The sequence below is a fragment of the Chloroflexus sp. genome (assembly GCF_034431535.1).
In the GTDB taxonomy this organism is placed as follows: domain Bacteria; phylum Chloroflexota; class Chloroflexia; order Chloroflexales; family Chloroflexaceae; genus Chloroflexus.
On the sequence record NZ_DAOUDC010000031.1, the window covers coordinates 45,395 to 63,846 of the forward strand.

Annotated in this window: 14 protein-coding genes and 1 tRNA gene; 7 read left to right on the forward strand and 8 right to left on the reverse strand. The window is 59.0% G+C overall.

The window, feature by feature from the left end:
* Positions 1-439: 439 nt before the first annotated feature.
* Positions 440-4,969 carry a right-handed parallel beta-helix repeat-containing protein gene (locus U9R61_RS08550; RefSeq protein ID WP_322488398.1) on the reverse strand — a complete coding sequence of 1,510 codons (4,530 nt, stop codon included), beginning with the start codon at positions 4,967-4,969 and terminating at the stop codon, positions 440-442.
* Between the two features lie 424 nt (positions 4,970-5,393).
* Here U9R61_RS08550 and U9R61_RS08555 point away from each other — a divergent pair, with 424 nt between their 5' ends.
* The gene (locus U9R61_RS08555) at positions 5,394-5,873 is read left to right on the forward strand and encodes a hypothetical protein (protein ID WP_322488399.1); all 480 of its coding nucleotides are present in this window, start codon (positions 5,394-5,396) and stop codon (positions 5,871-5,873) included.
* 40 nt (positions 5,874-5,913) lie between these two features.
* Here the strand turns inward: U9R61_RS08555 and U9R61_RS08560 are convergent, their stop codons facing one another.
* The 4 genes from U9R61_RS08560 to U9R61_RS08575 form a co-directional block, all read right to left on the reverse strand.
* Positions 5,914-7,185 (reverse strand): Nramp family divalent metal transporter, encoded by a 1,272-nt coding sequence (locus U9R61_RS08560; RefSeq protein ID WP_322488400.1) that lies wholly within the window; start codon positions 7,183-7,185, stop codon positions 5,914-5,916.
* 680 nt (positions 7,186-7,865) lie between these two features.
* Positions 7,866-7,941 (reverse strand) — tRNA-Arg (locus tag U9R61_RS08565).
* A 59-nt stretch (positions 7,942-8,000) separates the two neighbouring features.
* Entirely contained in the window at positions 8,001-9,215 is a 1,215-nt protein-coding gene (locus U9R61_RS08570) for an anion transporter (RefSeq protein ID WP_322488401.1), read from the reverse strand.
* A 63-nt stretch (positions 9,216-9,278) separates the two neighbouring features.
* Complete coding sequence (locus U9R61_RS08575) at positions 9,279-10,043, reverse strand: IclR family transcriptional regulator (RefSeq protein WP_322488402.1); 765 nt, start codon at positions 10,041-10,043, stop codon at positions 9,279-9,281.
* 197 nt (positions 10,044-10,240) lie between these two features.
* Between U9R61_RS08575 and U9R61_RS08580 the strand changes: the two genes are divergently transcribed.
* From U9R61_RS08580 to U9R61_RS08600, 5 genes are all read left to right on the forward strand, one after another.
* Positions 10,241-10,774, forward strand: a complete 534-nt coding sequence (locus U9R61_RS08580; RefSeq protein ID WP_322488403.1) for an acyltransferase — start codon at positions 10,241-10,243, stop codon at positions 10,772-10,774.
* Between the two features lie 288 nt (positions 10,775-11,062).
* Entirely contained in the window at positions 11,063-11,260 is a 198-nt protein-coding gene (locus U9R61_RS08585) for a hypothetical protein (RefSeq protein WP_322488404.1), read from the forward strand.
* A 69-nt stretch (positions 11,261-11,329) separates the two neighbouring features.
* Positions 11,330-11,806, forward strand: coding sequence for a three-Cys-motif partner protein TcmP (tcmP, locus tag U9R61_RS08590; protein ID WP_322488470.1), 477 nt, complete (start codon positions 11,330-11,332; stop codon positions 11,804-11,806).
* Positions 11,807-11,875: 69 nt separating this feature from the next.
* On the forward strand, positions 11,876-12,625 hold the full coding sequence (locus U9R61_RS08595; RefSeq protein WP_322488405.1) for a phage Gp37/Gp68 family protein: 750 nt from the start codon (positions 11,876-11,878) through the stop codon (positions 12,623-12,625).
* A gap of 185 nt (positions 12,626-12,810) precedes the next feature.
* A complete protein-coding gene (locus U9R61_RS08600) occupies positions 12,811-13,458 on the forward strand; it encodes a DUF1405 domain-containing protein (protein ID WP_322488406.1) in 648 nt (215 codons plus the stop codon).
* 12 nt (positions 13,459-13,470) lie between these two features.
* Here U9R61_RS08600 and U9R61_RS08605 read toward each other — a convergent pair whose 3' ends face one another.
* The 3 genes from U9R61_RS08605 to menB all read right to left on the reverse strand — a co-directional run bounded on the left by U9R61_RS08605 (position 13,471) and on the right by menB (position 16,904).
* Positions 13,471-14,931 (reverse strand): o-succinylbenzoate--CoA ligase, encoded by a 1,461-nt coding sequence (locus U9R61_RS08605; RefSeq protein ID WP_322488407.1) that lies wholly within the window; start codon positions 14,929-14,931, stop codon positions 13,471-13,473.
* 16 nt (positions 14,932-14,947) lie between these two features.
* On the reverse strand, positions 14,948-15,856 hold the full coding sequence (locus U9R61_RS08610; RefSeq protein ID WP_322488408.1) for a 1,4-dihydroxy-2-naphthoate polyprenyltransferase: 909 nt from the start codon (positions 15,854-15,856) through the stop codon (positions 14,948-14,950).
* Between the two features lie 220 nt (positions 15,857-16,076).
* Positions 16,077-16,904: a 1,4-dihydroxy-2-naphthoyl-CoA synthase gene (gene menB, locus U9R61_RS08615; protein ID WP_322488409.1), complete on the reverse strand. Its 828-nt coding sequence runs from the start codon at positions 16,902-16,904 to the stop codon at positions 16,077-16,079.
* Positions 16,905-17,098: 194 nt separating this feature from the next.
* Here menB and glp point away from each other — a divergent pair, with 194 nt between their 5' ends.
* The gene (glp, locus tag U9R61_RS08620) at positions 17,099-18,328 is read left to right on the forward strand and encodes a gephyrin-like molybdotransferase Glp (RefSeq protein ID WP_322488410.1); all 1,230 of its coding nucleotides are present in this window, start codon (positions 17,099-17,101) and stop codon (positions 18,326-18,328) included.
* Positions 18,329-18,452: the final 124 nt, after the last annotated feature.

Below are 18,452 nucleotides of genomic sequence, written 5' to 3' on the forward strand. Positions count from 1 at the left end.
CCATCTTAAGCATACGGAGCTGCTTGGCGCACCACTACGCATAGGCTTACATGATTGCTGGGCGAGGGTTAGTCGATGAACCTTGAATCACTCACCCTCATCTTCCTCGCCCGGCCCGCCCGCAATCTCAACAGACGCACACTCGCCTTGGCACGCACACGGTCGCCGCGTGCGCGTCCGGTGCTGGCCTCCGTTCCGCCTCCTGCACCGCTGCCTTGGCCGGAACGCCTCACGGCTCGCAAGGGCCTTGGTCATAGGACGCGAGCAAGCACACCTACCACGCCGGCGAGCCTGATCCATCCCTGCACCAGTACACCGGCATGACCACAACGCACCTAAACCGCACGCAACCATCGTGCGCCTTCGACGACCGTGCGGAGTGAACCATCGGCGCATAGCCCCCGCTCACCCCAGTTCACTCCACACGGCTACTGGCCCGCTACCGGCTCACCAACGGCACATAGACGTTGCGTTGGGTGCCGATCATGAAGCTAACGGTGTACGGCGCCGCCGGCGCGTTGCCGGCCTGATCTTTCACCCCCGTCGTCACACTCAACCGGTAGACCCCATTGCTCAGCAGGCTGCGCGGTGTCACCACAATGTGATACCCCCCGCTATCGAAGCCAACGCTCGCCGCCACCGGCGCCCCGTTCCGGTTCAGCGTGACGGTGGTCGTGGTCAACGTCGTCACATCGAGCTGTTCCGAAACGCTGACTACGATCACCGGCCCATACGCCGCCCCTTGCGTATCGGTGTAGATCAGGGTAGAGGTCAACCCCGTCGCGCCATCAGCGATGTTGCTGCCTAACACCTGTGGCGGCGTCGTATCGCCTTGCGGCAACACCGTGATCGTCACCTGCGCCGGCCGGCTGGTGGAGGTGCCGTTGCTCACCCGGAAGGTAAACCCATCAGGGCCGGTGAAATCCGCCGCCGGCGTGTAGGTCAGGTTCGGCGCGGTGCCGCTAAGCGTGCCGCCGCGCGGCTGCTCGACAATCTCGTAGGTCAGCGGCAAGCCGCTTACCTCGCGCCCGCTGAGGGTAATCGCTAGCGGGGTCATATACGGTGTCGTGAGGCTGTGCAGCGTCGCCACCAGCGGCGCAACCAGATTCACCCACGTGTTGGTCGGCGTCTCTTCCGGCACGCTGGGGAAGTAGACCACCGCTTGGTTCGCCACCACCGTCCCCGACGCCAAGCCCTCGCGCAGGCGCACGGTGTAGGTAATGATCCCTTGCGAATCGACCGCTCCCTTCGGGCCGAGCTCGCCGATCGTCCAGACCAGTTCGCGCGTGGTCGGCAGATACGTCCCGGTGCGATTGACGAACGTCACCGTGCTCGCATCGAGCGCATCGGGCAGTTGATTGACCACGTATACGCCATAGGCCCACCCGTCACCTTCGTTCTCGTAGCGGATGGTGTAGGTGATAGTCTGGCCGGGCAACAGATCGCCGGCTGGCCCGGTGATGTCGTTGGGGTCGCGGGCGGTGACCAAGCGACTATTCTTCTGGCAATTCACGCCTGCTGACGATGAAGCGCATCCTACGCCGGGCACACAACACTCATTCAGCGCGCATGGCAACACTTCCGGCTTCGTGTAGCAACCATTCACACAGCGCCACACAGTGCGGTTCGGCACCCCGACCCATTGATACAAATTCCACCATGCCTCTTCGCACGTCGTGAGATCGCCCGTGCAATCATGGCTGCCCGAATCCCCGGCACATTGGGCGAGACACTCGGTCAGGTCGGCTATCTCGCCAAACACCGGTATATCATCAATCTTGACCAGATCCGACTTGATATCCGCCGCGCAACTGGCCAAATCAGCCACTTCGCGACTGCGGAGCGCCATCACACAGTTTACGCCGGTGAGCGTGATGTCAATCGCATCCGACAACCGGCCGGCGACGGCTTTCAAGGCGGCCTTGCCGATGCAGTTGCGCAAACAGCACCCGCCATTGCTGCACAACTCCGGACTCATCAGGGTGCCGGGCCACGCCGCTTGCCCGATCGCATCCCATGTGCCCCAGAAGCGCTCTTGGTCAGTGGCAATATTCCATTCCATCCCGCCACTGCCATCGGTCACGCTAAAGGAGCGCGCGGCAAAGGTTGAGGCAAATGCTTTGGCGCCATCGCTTTGGATCAGCCGGATACTCCGTTGGTGCGGATTGATAAACACCGCTTGGCTCACCACGCCGGTGTTTAAGGTAACCCGTTCGGCGCTGGCCCAGAGGTAGCCAGCCGCCAGCGCTTGGGTATGCAACGCTTGCAACGACGCCATACTCGCCGCCAACGCATCCCATTGGCTCCGGCTCAGCGACTGGCGCGCCGTCATCGTGGTGGGCGTGTAAGAAAGGTACGGCGTCAGATCGAGCAAGCCGGCATTGTAGTTTTGCGCACTCAAGACCGTTGCCACCGTATCAGGCTGATCGGGCGGGATCCCCCACCGGTACTGCACCCGCACCCGCAACCGCCCTTGGGCGCCGGGCAGCATATCGCCTAACCGCCAAACCACCTGATGGCGCGCCGGCCAATAGACCCCGCCATCACTGCTCTCGATGTAATATGCCAATGATGGCAAGCGCATCATTACGACCGCACCTTGCACCGTCATCGTCATCGGATTGAGATACTGCACCACATAATCAACGATCTCACCGGGGCTGTAGCGGTGCGGGCCGCCGGTGCGCAAGAGAATATCGGTTGCCGGCGCCTCGCCATCCTGCGGCGCACCGAGCCACGGGTAGAAGAGGATGTTGTCGCCGACATCAGCCCCCTGCCCGCCGCGGTTCTGGGTGGCGTGGTACGGCCCGCTGGCGTGGCCCCAATAGTTGTTGCGCGCATCGATCACCGGCCCATTCCAGTTGGCGACCGCCGCTTCCGCCGTATCGTGCAGATGGTTGTACTGGAAGATGGGTGGCGTAGGCGCCGTCGCGCTATCGAAGTTAAACAGCACGCCGCGGCTGGCCGAATGGTGGATCTCGCAATTTTGGATATTCACCACCGGCAAACCCATGTCAGGGTAGCCCCAGCTCAGATAGACGCTCGCCCGCGTTCTCCCGCCGCCATACGCCACCTCACAGTGGCGCAGCGTGACGGTCGCCCGCTGCTGAGCTTCGATGCCCTGCCACCAGCCCGCTATTGGGTTGACGGCGGTGAAGATGATCGGTTTCTCGGCCGTGCCCAACGCAATCAGCGACGCCTGATCCTGCACCACCAGCCGGGTCGTGTTATCGGTGTTGTACCACAGTTTATCGAACCGCAAGACAGTGCCCGGCGCCAGCGAGAGCAACGCATTGGGAGAAACAGTAATATCACCGGCGATGCGAGCCGGAATACCGGCGCCATCGAGATCCCATTGCCGTCCGCCGCTCACCGTGCAACCGAGGATGGTCAGTTCATTCGCGCCGTTGCCGGTGGCAGTCAGGTTGCGCGCCGTGATCGAGCCGTTGCAGTACCAGTAGATGGCCGGCCCCACATTGGCGGTGAAGGTCAGATTCTCTAAGACTGGACTAACGTTCTGCATGTCCCACGCGATACCGGCCTGTGTCCACCGGTCAGTGCCAAGCGAACCATTGTTGGCAATCGTCAGATTGCGCAAGGTGGGATTGACCGAGCTACTCGATGTATACACATAAAAGCCGGCCCACCCATTGTTCGCCACGCGCCCGCCATCCCACGTCAGATTGAGCACGCTGCTGCTGCTCGCTGAAAGGTACACGCCGTGCTGACCATTGTCGGTCACCTCAACGTTGGTCAGCACCGGCGCAATCGTTGCGTCGATCGGACTGCTCAGATAGAGGCCGGTGCGCTTATGGTGGTGAATCCGGCAATTCCGCATTTGGGCGTCATTGGTATCGATCCAAAGCCCGCCATAATTCCCGTTCTCAGCAAAACTGATGTCGCACTGATCAAGGCGCAACGTGCTGCCATACTGCGCTTGCAAGCCAAGCCAATACACTGGCGATGAGGGCAAAGGCGAGGTGCTGGTAAAGATGATCGGCTGGCTAGCCGTGCCCTCGGCCCACAACGTACCGCCATTGGCCACGACCATGCTGATGTGGGATTCGAATTGCAACTTTGTCCCCGGCGCAATCGTCAACGTGCGCCCCTCCGGTACGATCAACTGGCAGAGGGTAAAGCCACAGTTCGCGCCAAACGTCGTGCCGGCCAACGTCACATCTCGGGGCAGATTGCCAGTAAATTCGCCAATCGTCACTTCGTTGCGAGTATTGTTGCTGAAGGTCAGATCGGCATAGGAAGGTTGCATATTGAGCGACGATTGGCGGATGGCGTAGTAATAAGAACTATGCGTTGTGGTATGATCAGCCACCGTCACCGACCGGATCGTGGGGGTTAACCCGTCGCCATTCAGATAAATCCCCATCCGTCCACCAGCGCGCACCTCACTGTTTGTCATCGTGAACTGCGCGCCGGCTTTGACTTCGATTTGCGCTTCACTCCAGCCATCAAGATTTCCGTGAGTCAAATATCCACCGGCATAACGCACCCGCACATGATCAAGGATGGTTTCACTGCCGCTCGCCAACACCAAGCCATACCAATCCCCCGGCACAGCGGCGGTTGCACTGCCGTCGCCGTTGGTATCACCACCTACGCTATCGTCAGCGTAGCTGGTGAAGGTGATCGGATCGTTTGCCGTGCCTTGGGCTATCAACCGGCCATTCACCCGCAACCCGCTCGCGTTAGGAGCACCAAACTTCACCACCACTCCCGGCTGGATGGTCAGGGTCGCACCAGCCTGCACAATCAGCGCGCAGTCATTTAACAATACATACACATTGCCGGTTTCCCACGTCGCGTTGCTCGTAATCGGGGTACAGGCCGGGATCACCACTTGCAGATCGCTGCGCCCCCCGGTCGCCGGGGCCACCGGCGCCGCCGGCAACGCTAGCGCAAGAATCAGCAGCAGTGAACTGAGGAATGAGGAACGGAGAACGGGGTGCATCATCTGATCCTTTCTAGCAGTGGAGGGAATATCAGAGGAGATGAGCGGGTGGAGATGGCTCCGGGTCTATAACGATGGCACAGTTATTGTATAATTCACTAACACGATACACTAGAAGCAGCAAGTTTCTCTGTAGTTAACAAATGTTATCTTATGAGGTTTTGATAACAATTTTGTCATCCACTTACAGATAATTTTGTGATTTTTTGAACTAAAAACGTTTTTTGTCAATTAAATACCAACAAAAGACCATCAAACAACTAAAAATATACCATCTAACCTCATAATTATTAACCTTTTTTACATACTAAAAAGCGAAGGTCAGTAACCTTCGCTTGGTGGAGAAAAATAAGATCCATCCTGCATACGGCGCTGCTTGGCGCTACCCTACTACAGGATCACGCTATCACCGTGAGAGGGTTAGCCTATGTACCTTGAACCAACTACCATCTTCTTCCCCACCCTGTCCGCCCGCAACCTCAACGGACGCACACTCACCTTGCCGGCAGAGTTCGGCGGCGCGTTCAATATCGCTATCATCGCGTTTCGACGCTGGCATCAAGCCTTGGTCGACTCGTGGTTTCCCTTTCTCAACCCACTGCTCGCCGCCCATCCCAACCTGCGGGCCTATGAACTGCCCATCATCGGGAGGCAATACACCCTTGCCCGCCTCTTCATTGACGGCGGTATGGCATTCGCTATTCCCGATCCGGCGGTGCGCAACCGGACACTGACTGTCTATACTGACGTGCGGCAAGTAGTGGCAGCGTTGCAAATTCCCAGCATCGAGACAATTACCCTGCTGTTAGTCGATCGCACCGGACGGATCTTTTGGCGTGACACTGGCCCTTACACCGCCGAACGAGCAGAGGGGCTTGAGCAAACGCTGGCTACCCTACTACAATAATGGCTGATCGGGGGCAAACGACGCTCAGCGGCGAGACTGTCTACATAAACTCTTGCACAATTAGCACCACATTGAGCAGCATGATCACCAGCGTGACTACACTGGCGAGCAGCGTCGTCACCCGCTGATTGCGCAGGCTGCCCATGATGCGGCGCTGGCTCGTGAACCAAATTAGCGGGATCAGGGCAAACGGCAGGGCAAAACTGAGCGCCACTTGGCTCAGCACGAGCGCATTGGTCGGATCGACGCCAAGTGCGATCACCAGCATCGCCGGCGCCATCGTGATCAGGCGTCGCAACCACAGCGGCGCCTCCCAGTGCAAAAATCCTTGCATAATCGCTTGGCCGGCCAATGTTCCCACTGCCGAAGAGGAAAGCCCCGACACCAGCAGGGCAATCCCAAAGATCTGGCTCGCCACCGAACCGAGTAACGGCGTTAGACTCTGGTAGGCCCCTTCAATGGTAGCTACATCGTAGAAGCCATGACGATGAAAGGCCGTCGCGGCCATGATTAACATCGCCGCATTGACGAGACCGGCAATACTGAGTGCGATAGCAATATCGATTACCTCATAGCGGTAAATGGTACGACGTTCGGCGTCGGTGTGCCCGACAATCCGCCGTTGGGTCAGCGCCGAATGGAGAAAGATCGCATGCGGCATCACCGTCGCGCCAAGAATGCCCGCCGCCAGCAGCAAACTCTCCGTTCCGGCCAGTTGCGGCACGACCATGTGAAACCCAACCTCGGCCCAATCAGGCCGGCCAAACACAAGTTCAGCCACATAACACAAGGCGACCACCGCCAGCAACACCGAAATCACCGCTTCGAGATGCCGGAAACCACGCCGTTCGAGGCTGATAATCAACCACGTCACCACCGCCGTCAGCACCCCGCCCCAGAGCAGCGGCAATCCAAACAGCAACTGAAACCCAATCGCGGCCCCGATAAACTCAGCCAGATCGGTCGCCATCGCCGCCAGCTCGCTCACCAACCACATCAACCACACCACCGGCAACGGAAAATGCTCGCGGGACAACTCGGCCAGACTATAACCAGTCGCAATGCCAATCTTTGCCGCCAACGCTTGGATCAGCATCGCCGCGAGATTACTAGCGACCACCACCCACAACAGCATCGTACCGAAACGAGCGCCAGCTTGCACCGCCGTCGCGATGTTCCCCGGATCAATGTACGCGATCGAGGCCACAAACGCCGGCCCCAGAAAGGGCAAGAGCCGCACCAACAACCAGCGGCGTGGCTGCGGTGCGGCCAGTGTATCGCTAGGTTGGCCCGCGTAGGTGAGCGATTCCATATCGCTAAGCTCCCGGCAATCGGTTTTGCACACAGTTAGGTAATTACAAGTTTAATTTTAGGATTTCCTAAATTCTATTTCGATTGTACCTCAACAAAGGTGATCAGTCAAGTATCATGTAATTAGAGGCCTAACTTTGTCATTGCGAGCCGCGCTGCGCGCGGCGAAGCAATCCCCCCGAGCACGGAACGCACCCTCTGGAGTGCGGCAGTTTCACTGCCGCATCTACGAATGCCCCCACGCAGCCATCGTATCCGCTGAAGCAGGAAATTGCTTCGGGCGCTCCACGCGAGCGGCGGCATACGCGCATACTAACCGCGGCGATGATCACCGCTGAAGCAGGAGATTGCTTCGGGCGCTCCGCGCCCTCGCAATGACGAGAGGGCACGCGCCTCCGCTCTCACCTTATGGCGGGGGTGCGTTTCTACCGCAGCGGGCGCTGAGGACGCGGAGAACGATCACCATCCCAACCCATCTTTGCGTGCTCTGCATCCTTCGCGCCTTTGCGTTGAGAATCTCCGCGCCTTTGCTCGCTTTGCGCCTCTGTCGCGCCCCTCTCCCGCGTTAGTGAAAGAGGGGCTGGGCTGAGGGTAAAACAGCGCATCCCAAAGCCATGAAGGTTTTGTCCGTCCTTGAATACCAAAAAGGCAAGAGTCGTCTGACCCTCGCCCTTTCGGATCTGGCGCCCCCGGCGCGACTCGAACGCGCGACACGCAGTTTAGGAAACTGCTGCTCTATCCCCTGAGCTACGAGGGCAGTGCCCGTCCGAGTCTACCATACTCTGCAGGGCTGTGCAAGACGGTTTCGCTCGTTCATTACACTAACATCAAACTCACCGCAACGGTAAGGATTGTAACCGGCAAGCCAACCTTTAAGTAGGCACCAAAGGTTACCCGTACCCCCCAGCGCGCCGCCAGCTCGGCCATAATCAGGTTCGCCACCGAACCGAGTAGGGTCAAATTGCCGGCCAGCGTGGCGGTCGCGGCCAACGTTAGCCAAGCTCGTTCCTGATCGGCAAAAGCCGGGATCACGTTCTGCAAGAGTAATACGGCCGGCACATTGCTGATTACGTTTGACAGCACAACCGACACTACGCCAAACGGCACCATGCCGGCTTGCGCCAAAGGGGTCAGCGCAGTAAAGAGCTGCGCAGTCCAGCCCTGCGTCTCCAGCGCGTGAGTGACGACGAATAGTCCCGCAAAAAAGGTTAGCAGGTTCCAGTCAATCGTTTTGAAGACCCGTTCGGGTCGAAGACGGCGGGTAGCGAGCAATGCACCGGCAGCAACAAACGCTGCTAACGGAACCGGTACGCCAACCAGAAACGCGATCAGCATAAGGACGATCACAATACCGGCTTTGCGCAACAATGGTCGGTAGACCGGCGTGCGTAAGACATTGGGTGCCACCAATGCCCCGCTCCGAAATTCGTCACGGTAGATCAGCACGACGATCACCCAGCAGATCACTAGCCCGATCAGTGCGGTCGGTGTGAGCGCAGCGGCGAAGTCGAGATAGGGAATCTTCGAGGCACTACCAATGATGATGTTCTGCGGATTACCGGTGATGGTCGCCGTCGAGCCGATATTTGCCGCAACTGCCAACCCGATCAAGTAGGGCATCGGGTTACGTCGCAGCGCGCGGGTAACATCAAGCACAATCGGCGTCATCATTAACACAATCGTGTCGTTGAGAAAGAGTGCCGAAAGTACTCCGCTCGCACCGATAACCAGTGCTAACAACGAGCGCGGGCCACGGGCGAATTGCACGACACGCTGGGTAATAACCCCAAAAAAACCGGCCAGAAAGAGACTGCCGTTGATCACCATCATGCTAAATAGTAACAGGATGGTGTCGAAATCAATCGCCGCATACGCTTCTTCCAACGACATCGCACCAATGCCAAGCAGTAGTGCAGCGCCGATCAGGGTAATCGTAGTACGGTCGGCGCGCAGTAATGGCCAACGCCCTACCGCAACACCGAAAATCGTCGCGGCGACGATCAAGAGTGAAAGAAGAGGTACGATTATCATTTACGTGTGTTTGAATATTGGCAGAATGAGGACTAATACTTGCGGCAATTACTGAGCGCAGTCTTACTTATCAGCGCGATAGCCCAACTGCCGGCTGCACGCCAGCGCCGCTTCGCGCACCCGCGGCCCCAACGCCTCGGCTCGCTCTTGATTGAGACGGATCGAGGGGCCGGATAAGCTAATCGCACCTACAACCTGCCCGCGCCGGTCGAAGATCGGCGCCGCGACGCAGCACACTCCGGCCTCACGTTCTTCGTCATCGAGGGCAAAGCCGCGTTCGCGCGCCACGGCCAGCTCGGCGCGCAGGCGGTCGCGGTCGGTGATGGTTTTGGTTGTCCACTGCTCAAATCGGCCACTCGCCAGATACTGTTCGAGTTCGGCAACTGGCAATGCCGCCAAGATCGCTTTACCGCCGCCGGTGCAGTACAACGGCGCGCGCTGACCGACTTCGGTAAACATCCGCACCATGTGCGGGCTTGGGATCTGTTCTTGGTAAACGGCCGCATCGCCTTGGCGAATAATCAAATTGCTGGTCTCGCCAGTCTCGGCGGTCAGTTTAGCCAGCTCAGCTCGCGCAATCCGGATCAGATCGAACCGCCGGCTTTGGGCGGCGCGGGCGGCAATTTCTAGCAGCCGCGGCCCCGGCCCGTACCGTCGCGTGCTCGCCTCTTGCGCGACATAGCCTCTGGCCGCTAAACTAGAGAGCAGGCGATGAACGGTTGCTAACGGCAGATCGAGCCGCTCGCTCAATTCCGAAACACTCAGATCATCATCGGCCAGCGCAAGCGCTTCTAACACATCAAAGGCGCGATCGATCGACTGTACCATACCCATTCCGGCATCTAAAAAGATTTTCCATGGTAGTGTAAGGGAAAGTGGCGTTTTTTGCCAGTTGGATCTGTGGTTGCAACCTACCGCAGAGGATGCAGAGCGGGAGCTAGCCTTGCCGCCCTGTAGAAGCCTAAGTCTATAATAAACCGCCTTGCGACCTCCACGTCCTCTGCGGTAAGCCTATCAACAAAACTATGACGACCAACCCCAACCTAACCAACGGCCTTGGCTCCACTGCTGAACGCAAAGCGCGGCTGCGCAGCGCGCCGCTGCCCGGCCCCTACAACGCACTCTGGTACTTTCCGCAGCTGGCCGGGGGCTACCCACGTATTATCCGCAATGCCGCGCTGATCCAACTGGCACGGTACACGCCGAGCATTCCGCTCAAGAACGCGATTTACCGCCTGCTCGGCGTCAAGGTAGCTCCTCACGCAAGTGTTGGCCTGATGGTGATGTTCGACATCTTCTTTCCCGAAGATATTACCCTCGGCGAAAACTGCGTAATCGGGTACAATACTACTATCTTATGCCACGAAGTCACCCGCCGTGAATGGAAACGTGGCCCGGTTGTGATAGGCCCTGATGTGACCATTGGCGCGAATTGTACCATTTTGCCGGGTGTGGTCATCGGTGCCGGCGCGACTATCTCGGCGATGAGTTTGGTCAATCGTGATGTACCGCCGGGTGCTTTCGTCGGCGGTGTCCCCATCCGACGGTTGGATCGCTGAACGAGCGAGACGTCATATTCCCTCCGCTCTTAACCGAGGTGCTGCACATAGTGCTACCTGGGTAGATCGGGATTGTGATCTCTGTCCTGTCATTCAGCGGTAACAACAGCGATATAGGCGATGCCCAATCTATTGGGAGGAAGGGCGAAGGAGTACCACAATGACGCTGCCCCACAACTTTGGTGATCCCTGGACGCAAAAGAAACTTGAAGCACTTCAAAAGTATTTACGGGCTTACATACAGATTTTTCAAAGAACGAAAAAGCAAAACACTTTACAACAGTTTATGTGGATGCATTTGCCGGAACCGGCTACCGAACAATTACCGATAAAGGCGAGCAATTCTTGTTCAAGGACCTTCAAGAAGAGGACATTCAACAGTTTTTGAAAGGAAGTGCCCTTATCGCGTTAGAACTTGATCCACCGTTTCAACAGTACGTCTTTATCGAGCAAGACCTCCATCATGCTGCTGAGTTACAACGATAATGTGCCCATTTCCCTGGCCGTACCTATCAGATTTTATCGGGTGATGCCGGCAAGATACTGCCTCAGTGGATTAAGCAGACTGATTGGCGCAAAACCCGAGCGGTGGTTTTTCTCGATCCGTATGGAATGCAAGTGGAATGGTCCCTGATCGAAGCTATTGCCGCTACACAGGCGATTGATCTATGGCTTCTCTTCCCCCTCGGAATGGCTGTAAACCGTTTACTCACCCGTGACCGTCCTCCACCACGAGAGTGGCAGCAGAAGTTAGATCGGTTCTTTGGCACCTCCGACTGGTTTGAACGCTTTTATAAGGTTCATCTTGACCTGTTCGGGAACGCACATGTGAGCAAACAAGTGTCTTGGCGCGAAATAAGCGAATTTTTTAACGAGCGCCTACAAGGGCTTTTTCCCGCGGTAGCTCAACCGCGCGTTCTCGCCAATTCGCTTGGCAACCCGCTCTACCTACTGTGTTTTGCTGCCGGTAATCAAAAAGGGGGACCAATAGCGTTAAAGATTGCCGATCACATCTTAGAACATCTGAACTAAACACATGTGCTATACTGTACCTCAGTACTGTAGCATGTCCTCTTCCGCCGTGCCAACCGGAGTTGACCTATGGCTCGCACCAGTATTGAATGGACCGAAGTGACGTGGAATCCGCTTACCGGCTGTACCAAGATCAGCCCCGGATGTAAGCATTGTTATGCCGAACGGATGGCAAGGCGGTTGCAGGCAATGGGCGTGCCGAAATATCGCAACGGGTTTCGGCTAACGCTGCACCCCACCGTCCTCACCGAACCATTACGCTGGCGAACACCACGGATGATTTTCGTCAATTCAATGAGCGATCTCTTTCACCACGATGTCCCACCGGATTTTATTTGCGCGGTGTTCGCTGTGATGCGGCAAGCCCATTGGCATACGTTTCAGGTTTTGACCAAACGCGCCGAGCGACTCCGTGCGCTCGATTCGCTGCTTGATTGGCCGCCCAACGTGTGGATGGGGGTCAATGTGGAACGTACCGACTACATCGCACGGATCGACGACCTGCGTGTGACGGGGGCAGCCATCAAGTTTGTATCGTGTGAGCCGTTGTTAGGTCCGTTACCACAGCTCCCGCTCGATGGCATCGACTGGGTGATCGTCGGTGGGGAATCGGGGCCGGGAGCGCGACCGATGGACCCGGCATGGGTGCGCGATATTCGCGATCAGTGCCTCGCCGCCGATGTGCCCTTTTTCTTTAAACAATGGGGTGGTCCGCGGAAAGATCGCACCGGACGTCTGCTCGATGGTCGAACATGGGACGCAATGCCGGGTGGGGTCACTACAACAAATATGCTTACGGTTGAACCGGTTGACCGGTAACCCTGTCTTGTCACCGTTGTTCATCTTCAGAGTAGGTCTACAACGACACCGACGGGCGGTAGTATTGATGCGGCCCATGCACGCTCGCACGTTTCGGCTATAATACGGTCATTATCTCGTGGCACTTACAGTTTGACCGGCAAACGTGGCGTTACGGCCACGTAGTCATCAGAACGAAGGTTCGTATGCGTTACATCCGACAAGGTATCGACTGGGTATATGCGTTCATCACCGGCCATCCTTGGTTGTTTTGGACGTGCATGGCGCTTAATCTGGTCGGTGTAGTGTGGGGTGGGGTTGTCTGGTATGGACCAATGCTGGTCTCCTCGCCACCGTGGGCGTGGATCTTCATTCCCGATTGCCCGGCAGCTGCCCTCTATGCCACCATCGCGTTCATCCTGATCCGCTATGGCCGCGCCGTACCGTGGTTTACCGCCTTCGCCGCCTTCGCCTGCATCAAATACGGCCTGTGGACGCTTGCCTTCTGGTCGCGCCACTGGCTCGGCGCCGGCGTGATCGAACCGCTGGAAGTGATGCTGTTCGTGTCGCACATTGGTTTGACGTTTGAGGGCATCTTGCTCGCAACGCGCATTGGCCCGCTTGGGATGGGCGCTCGCGCTGCGGTGGCCGCCTTCTTTAGCCTATCGATCTTCATTGACTACGGACTCGGCTTCCACCCGCCGCTGACGTGGGTGGTCACGCCTTCCTTCGCGATGTGGACGGCGGTCATCTTGACGAGCGTGCTCGGCTTTTGGCTGACCCGTCCGTCGGTCGTGGTCGCGCAGCAGATCGAGGCGCGAGGACTTCAGCTCGAGAAAGGGATGCAAGACTAAGACAGCCATCCCTCAGGCGGTAACACCACGCTCCAGCAGCCACTCACGGAGTTGATGACGACGTAGTTTGCCTGCCGCGGTACGCGGCAGCTCATCGACAAACACAATGGTGCGCGGTACCTTATAACTGGCGAGACGTTCACGACAGTGGGCTATCAGTCCCTCGGCAGTGACCGGGAAGCGCGCAACGACTGCGGCTACCGGTCGCTGGCCCCATTCGGGGTCGGGCACACCCACCACTCCCACTTCGACCACGGCCGGGTGACTGAGGAGCGCAGCTTCAACTTCGGCGGGATAAATGTTCTCACCGCCGGCAATGATCAAGTCACTGCGCCGGTCAACCACGTAGAGATAGCCTTCCCCATCGAGATAGCCCAAATCGCCGGTGGGCAGCCATTCGTCGGGCTGGCGCGGCGGCCTGCCCAAATACCCCGGCGAGATCGTCGGCCCGCGCAGACAGATTTCACCCACTTCTCCCGGCGCCGCATCGTGGCCGGCTGGCGTTACGATCCGCAGCTCGACCGGCAACAACGGCTTACCCGCCGACCCGAGTCGTTGCAAGGCTTCGGCAGGGGCAAGCGTCGCCGCTTGCGAGGCCGCTTCGGTCATGCCGTAGGTCTGCGTCACCGGGATCCCGCGCGCTGCGCATTGTTCGAGCAAGGCGAGCGGGGCCGGGCCGCCGCCGAGCAAGACGCAGCGCACGTGAGCGGGAAACGGTGCGGAATCAACTGCGAGCAATCGTTGGAGCATCACGGCGACGAGTGAGACAATCGTGATACGCTGCTCGGCAAGATCGCGCTTAACCAACGCCGGATCGAACCGCTCATGCAACACGACCGGTATGCCATAGATGACACCACGCAGCAATATACTCAACCCACCAACGTGAAAAAGCGGTAGCACCGCCAGCCAACGGTCGTCGTCGTGCAGGCCAAGGTTGAGCATCGAGCCAACTGCATTCCACCAATGGTTGCCGGCGGTTAGAATTGCACCCTTCGGCTGCCCGATCGTGCCCGAAGTATAGATGATCGTATGCGGCGCACTCAGATCGATTGGCGGGGCCGGCGGCGGTGGTGCCTCGGCGGGAGCGGCCAGTTCCTCCAGCATGATGATGGGTGTTTCCTCCGCCGCCTCGTGTGCCGTCGCCACCAGTTCATGCTCGGCGATCAGCAGGGCCGGCGCGCTGTCGCGCACTTGAAAGGCCAGCTCAGCGGCGGTGAGCCGGGTATTGAGCAGCACCAGCGTCACGCCGACCCGCGGCGCGGCATGCACCACCGCCGCATACGCCAGCCGGTTACGCGCTAGCAAGGCCACGCGCGATCCCGGCGGTACACTTTGGCCCAACCGCGCCGCCACTGCCCCGGCCCAGCGGTCAAGTTCGGCAAAGGTGTAGGTTGTTTCCGCGCCAATCAGCGCTGGATGGTTGGGACGCAGCGCGGCTTGCCGGGCCAGCCAATCGGGAAAGTGGATCATGGCGGTATGAAGGTTGCTAGCCTAGCACCAGCCCAATAGCAAAGAGCACCCCAAAGATCAGGTGTAACCGTCCGGTTCCGACCAGCGCCTTATTCAACGCCCGCCCGCGCTCGCGGTTGACGAAATCGATCAGGTTGAGCGCCATCGGTGCGGTGAGCCAAGCCAGCAGCGTAAACGGCGATTCGCCGCCCCACATCCATGCCAGCGGCAGCAACACAAACGCGCCAAGCACCAAGAGAGCGAACTCGCTGCGGGCAAAGCGTTCGCCGAAGATGACCGCCAGCGTGCGCTTGCCCGCCTTGCGGTCGGTCGGCGCATCGCGCAGATTGTTCACCACCAGAATCGCCGTCACCAGCATCGCTATCGGCAACGCAGCCCACAACGCCACCCAACGGAACTGGCCAGTGTGAGCGTAGTCGGTGCTGATCACGGCCACCAACCCGAAAAAGACAAAAGTGAACAGATCGCCGAGACCGTTGTAGCCGAGCGGAAACGGGCCGGCGGTATAGAGAATGCCCGCAGCGATCGACAGTAACCCGATCACGAGGATCGGCCAACCAGCCGCCACAATCAGATAGATGCCGGCCAGCGCCGCAATGCCAAAACTGATCAATGCCGCCGCCAGCACCGTCTTGGCCGGCAGCAGGCCGAGCTGCGTCACTCGCGGCGGGCCGAGCCGCTCGCCGGTATCGGCCCCCTTCTTAGCATCAAAATAGTCGTTGGCCAGATTAGTGCCAATCTGAATAAAGAGCGCCCCCAACAAGGCCGCCAGCATGACCAATGGCTGAAATTTGCCGGCGCTCAAGGCCAGCGCCGAACCGACCAGCACCGGCACCACGGCGGCAGGCAACGTCGCCGGACGAGCAGCCATCAGCCATACTTTCAGCCGTGACGGCGGCGCTGCCGGAGCTGCTTTGGTGGTCATCTTCACACTCCCTTTTTGCTGAATGCAAAGCCAAAGAGATGCTTAGGAAGAGCTTTCTGTCTCGTATCAGAACCGATGCGCGATACAATTTACTAGTGTGGAGTGCAGCAGTTGCACTGCCACCCCTCAGTTCACTGCTCTATCAGCTCTCGCCAGATCAGCCCTGTGCTGTGTGGAGTGCGGCAGTCAAACTGCCACACTCCATATCACCCTCTTCGCCTTACGGATAGCGGCGGAAGCGGCGGAAGTTGGGTTTACGCTTCTCGAGGAAGGCGCGCTTGCCCTCTTGCGCCTCTTCGGTCAGATAGTAGAGCAGGGTAGCATCGCCGGCCAACTGCTGCAACCCGGCATAGCCATCGGCGGCGGCGTTGATGCTGGCTTTGAGCATGCGGATCGCCAGCGGGCTCTTTTCCAGAATCTCGCGCGCCCACTGCACCCCTTCGTCTTCTAGCCGCTCAAGCGGCACCACTGCGTTCACCAAGCCCATTTCCAGCGCTTGCTGGGCATTGTACTGCCGGCACAAGTACCAAATCTCGCGCGCCTTCTTGTCACCGACCATGCGGGCCAGCAGGTTCGAGCCATAGCCGCCATCGAAGCTGCCCACCTTCGGCCCGGTTTGGCCAAAGATGGCATTATCAGCAGCGATGGTTAGATCGCAGACCACGTGCAACACATGGCCGCCACCGATGGCATAACCGGCCACCAGCGCAATCACCGGCTTGGGAATAATCCGGATCAGGCGCTGGAGATCGAGCACGTTCAGTCGCGGAATCTGGTCTTTGCCCACGTAGCCGCCGATCCCGCGCACACTCTGATCTCCACCCGAACAGAACGCCTTATCACCGGCACCAGTGAATAAAATCACGCCGATCCGCTCGTCGTCGCGGGCCCGTGAGAAGGCATCGATCAGCTCGTTGACCGTTTCAGGCCGGAACGCATTGCGCTTTTCGGGCCGGTTGATTGTAATCTTGGCAATCCCCTCGCCAGCCGCGTCGTGCTCGTAAATAATGTCGGTATAATCGTGAACTTTCACCCACTCGATTGGCATATATCTCCTCGCTGTCGTCAGATTGGCAGCCTGTAAATAATGTACCATATTCTTTCCCGCAAAGGGCGCAGGGGGCAATCAGACCACCGGCAGGGAGACGTCGTTACCTGCCTTCGCGCCCTCAGCGGTAACCCCAACCACACACGAAAACTTGTTATAATGGCGACAGCCCAAGCTGAGACCAAGGAGCAGCTATGCCTGAACTGTTTCAGGTAGTAACGATTGCCGAGGCCAATGCTCGCCTCAGCGCGCACATCAGCCCACTGGCCCGCCACGAGTCGCTGCCGCTGCACGCGGCCCTCGACCGGGTGCTAGCCGAAGCATTGCATTCGCCGGTTGATTTGCCGGCCTTTCCGCGTTCAACTATGGATGGATTCGCGGTGCGCGCTGCCGATACCTACGGCGCCAGTGAGAGCCTGCCCGCCTACCTGACCCTCTGCGGCGAGGTGCCAATGGGCCGCGCGCCGAACTTCACCGTCGGCCCAGGCCAAGCGGCGCTGATCCATACCGGCGGTATGCTCCCCCCCGGTAGCGATAGCATGGTAATGATCGAGCATACCCAGTATCTCGACGCCACCACGATTGAAGTGGCGCGGCCCGTCGCAATCGGCGAAAACGTGATCCCGATCGGCGAGGATGTCAAGCGCGGCGAGTTGCTCTTCCCGCGCGGTCACCGCCTCCGTCCGCAAGATCTCGGTGGCCTCGCCGGCGTTGGCATCGTCAATGTGCCGGTGGTCGAGCGGCCACAAGTGGCGATTCTCGCCTCCGGCGACGAAGTGGTGCCCGCCGATGCCGAGGTCGCGCCGGGGCAAGTGCGTGACATCAATAGCTACACCATCGCCGCGCTGGTGCGCCGCGCTGGCGGCGAGCCAATCCTGTGCGGCATCGCTCCTGATGATCCGGCGGTGCTGGAGCGTATGGCGCGCGCGGCGCTGGAAGCCGCCGATATGCTGGTGCTCTCCGCCGGCAGCTCGGTCAGCGCGCGTGACCATCCCGTTAAAGTGATCGAGTCACTCGGCGCTCCGGGGGTGCTGGTGCATGGCGTGGCCATTCACCCCGGCAAACCCACCATCATTGCCGCCGCCGGCAACCGCCCGATCTTTGGCTTGCCCGGCAACCCGGTGTCGGCAATGATCGCTTTCGACCTCTTCGTCGCCCCGGCCCTGCGCCGCCTGCAAGGTATGCCCGACGCCAATCCGCCGGCTCTCCAAGCTGTGCTGACCCTCAATATACCTTCCAAGCCGGGCCGCGAAGATTTTGTGCCGGTGCGGCTGGAACGGCGCGACGGGGTGCTCTACGCCGAGCCGGTCTTTGGTAAGTCGAATCTGATCTACACCATGGCCCACGCCGATGGGCTTGTGCGGGTACCGCTCGATCTGACCGGGTTGTACGCTGGGACAACAGTTGACATTACGTTGTTCTGAAGGGGTTTTGTGATTGCGAAGGGGCAACCCGTATGTCATTGCGAGGGAGTGGCGGCCCCAGCGCAGCGCAGGGCCGCTCGCGCTATTGTCATTGCGAGTGCGCGCAGCGCCCGAAGCAATCTCC

What these genes read in the sequence shown, in the direction of transcription:
- U9R61_RS08580 (WP_322488403.1), top strand. Translation starts at nt 10,241, where the DNA reads ATGACGACCAACCCCAACCTAACCAACGGCCTTGGCTCCACTGCTGAA.
- glp (WP_322488410.1), top strand. Translation starts at nt 17,099, where the DNA reads ATGCCTGAACTGTTTCAGGTAGTAACGATTGCCGAGGCCAATGCTCGC.
- U9R61_RS08600 (WP_322488406.1), top strand. Translation starts at nt 12,811, where the DNA reads ATGCGTTACATCCGACAAGGTATCGACTGGGTATATGCGTTCATCACC.
- U9R61_RS08555 (WP_322488399.1), top strand. Translation starts at nt 5,394, where the DNA reads ATGTACCTTGAACCAACTACCATCTTCTTCCCCACCCTGTCCGCCCGC.
- U9R61_RS08605 (WP_322488407.1), bottom strand. Translation starts at nt 14,931, where the DNA reads ATGATCCACTTTCCCGATTGGCTGGCCCGGCAAGCCGCGCTGCGTCCC.
- U9R61_RS08575 (WP_322488402.1), bottom strand. Translation starts at nt 10,043, where the DNA reads ATGGTACAGTCGATCGATCGCGCCTTTGATGTGTTAGAAGCGCTTGCG.
- menB (WP_322488409.1), bottom strand. Translation starts at nt 16,904, where the DNA reads ATGCCAATCGAGTGGGTGAAAGTTCACGATTATACCGACATTATTTAC.
- U9R61_RS08595 (WP_322488405.1), top strand. Translation starts at nt 11,876, where the DNA reads ATGGCTCGCACCAGTATTGAATGGACCGAAGTGACGTGGAATCCGCTT.
- U9R61_RS08570 (WP_322488401.1), bottom strand. Translation starts at nt 9,215, where the DNA reads ATGATAATCGTACCTCTTCTTTCACTCTTGATCGTCGCCGCGACGATT.
- U9R61_RS08550 (WP_322488398.1), bottom strand. Translation starts at nt 4,969, where the DNA reads ATGATGCACCCCGTTCTCCGTTCCTCATTCCTCAGTTCACTGCTGCTG.
- U9R61_RS08560 (WP_322488400.1), bottom strand. Translation starts at nt 7,185, where the DNA reads ATGGAATCGCTCACCTACGCGGGCCAACCTAGCGATACACTGGCCGCA.
- U9R61_RS08610 (WP_322488408.1), bottom strand. Translation starts at nt 15,856, where the DNA reads ATGACCACCAAAGCAGCTCCGGCAGCGCCGCCGTCACGGCTGAAAGTA.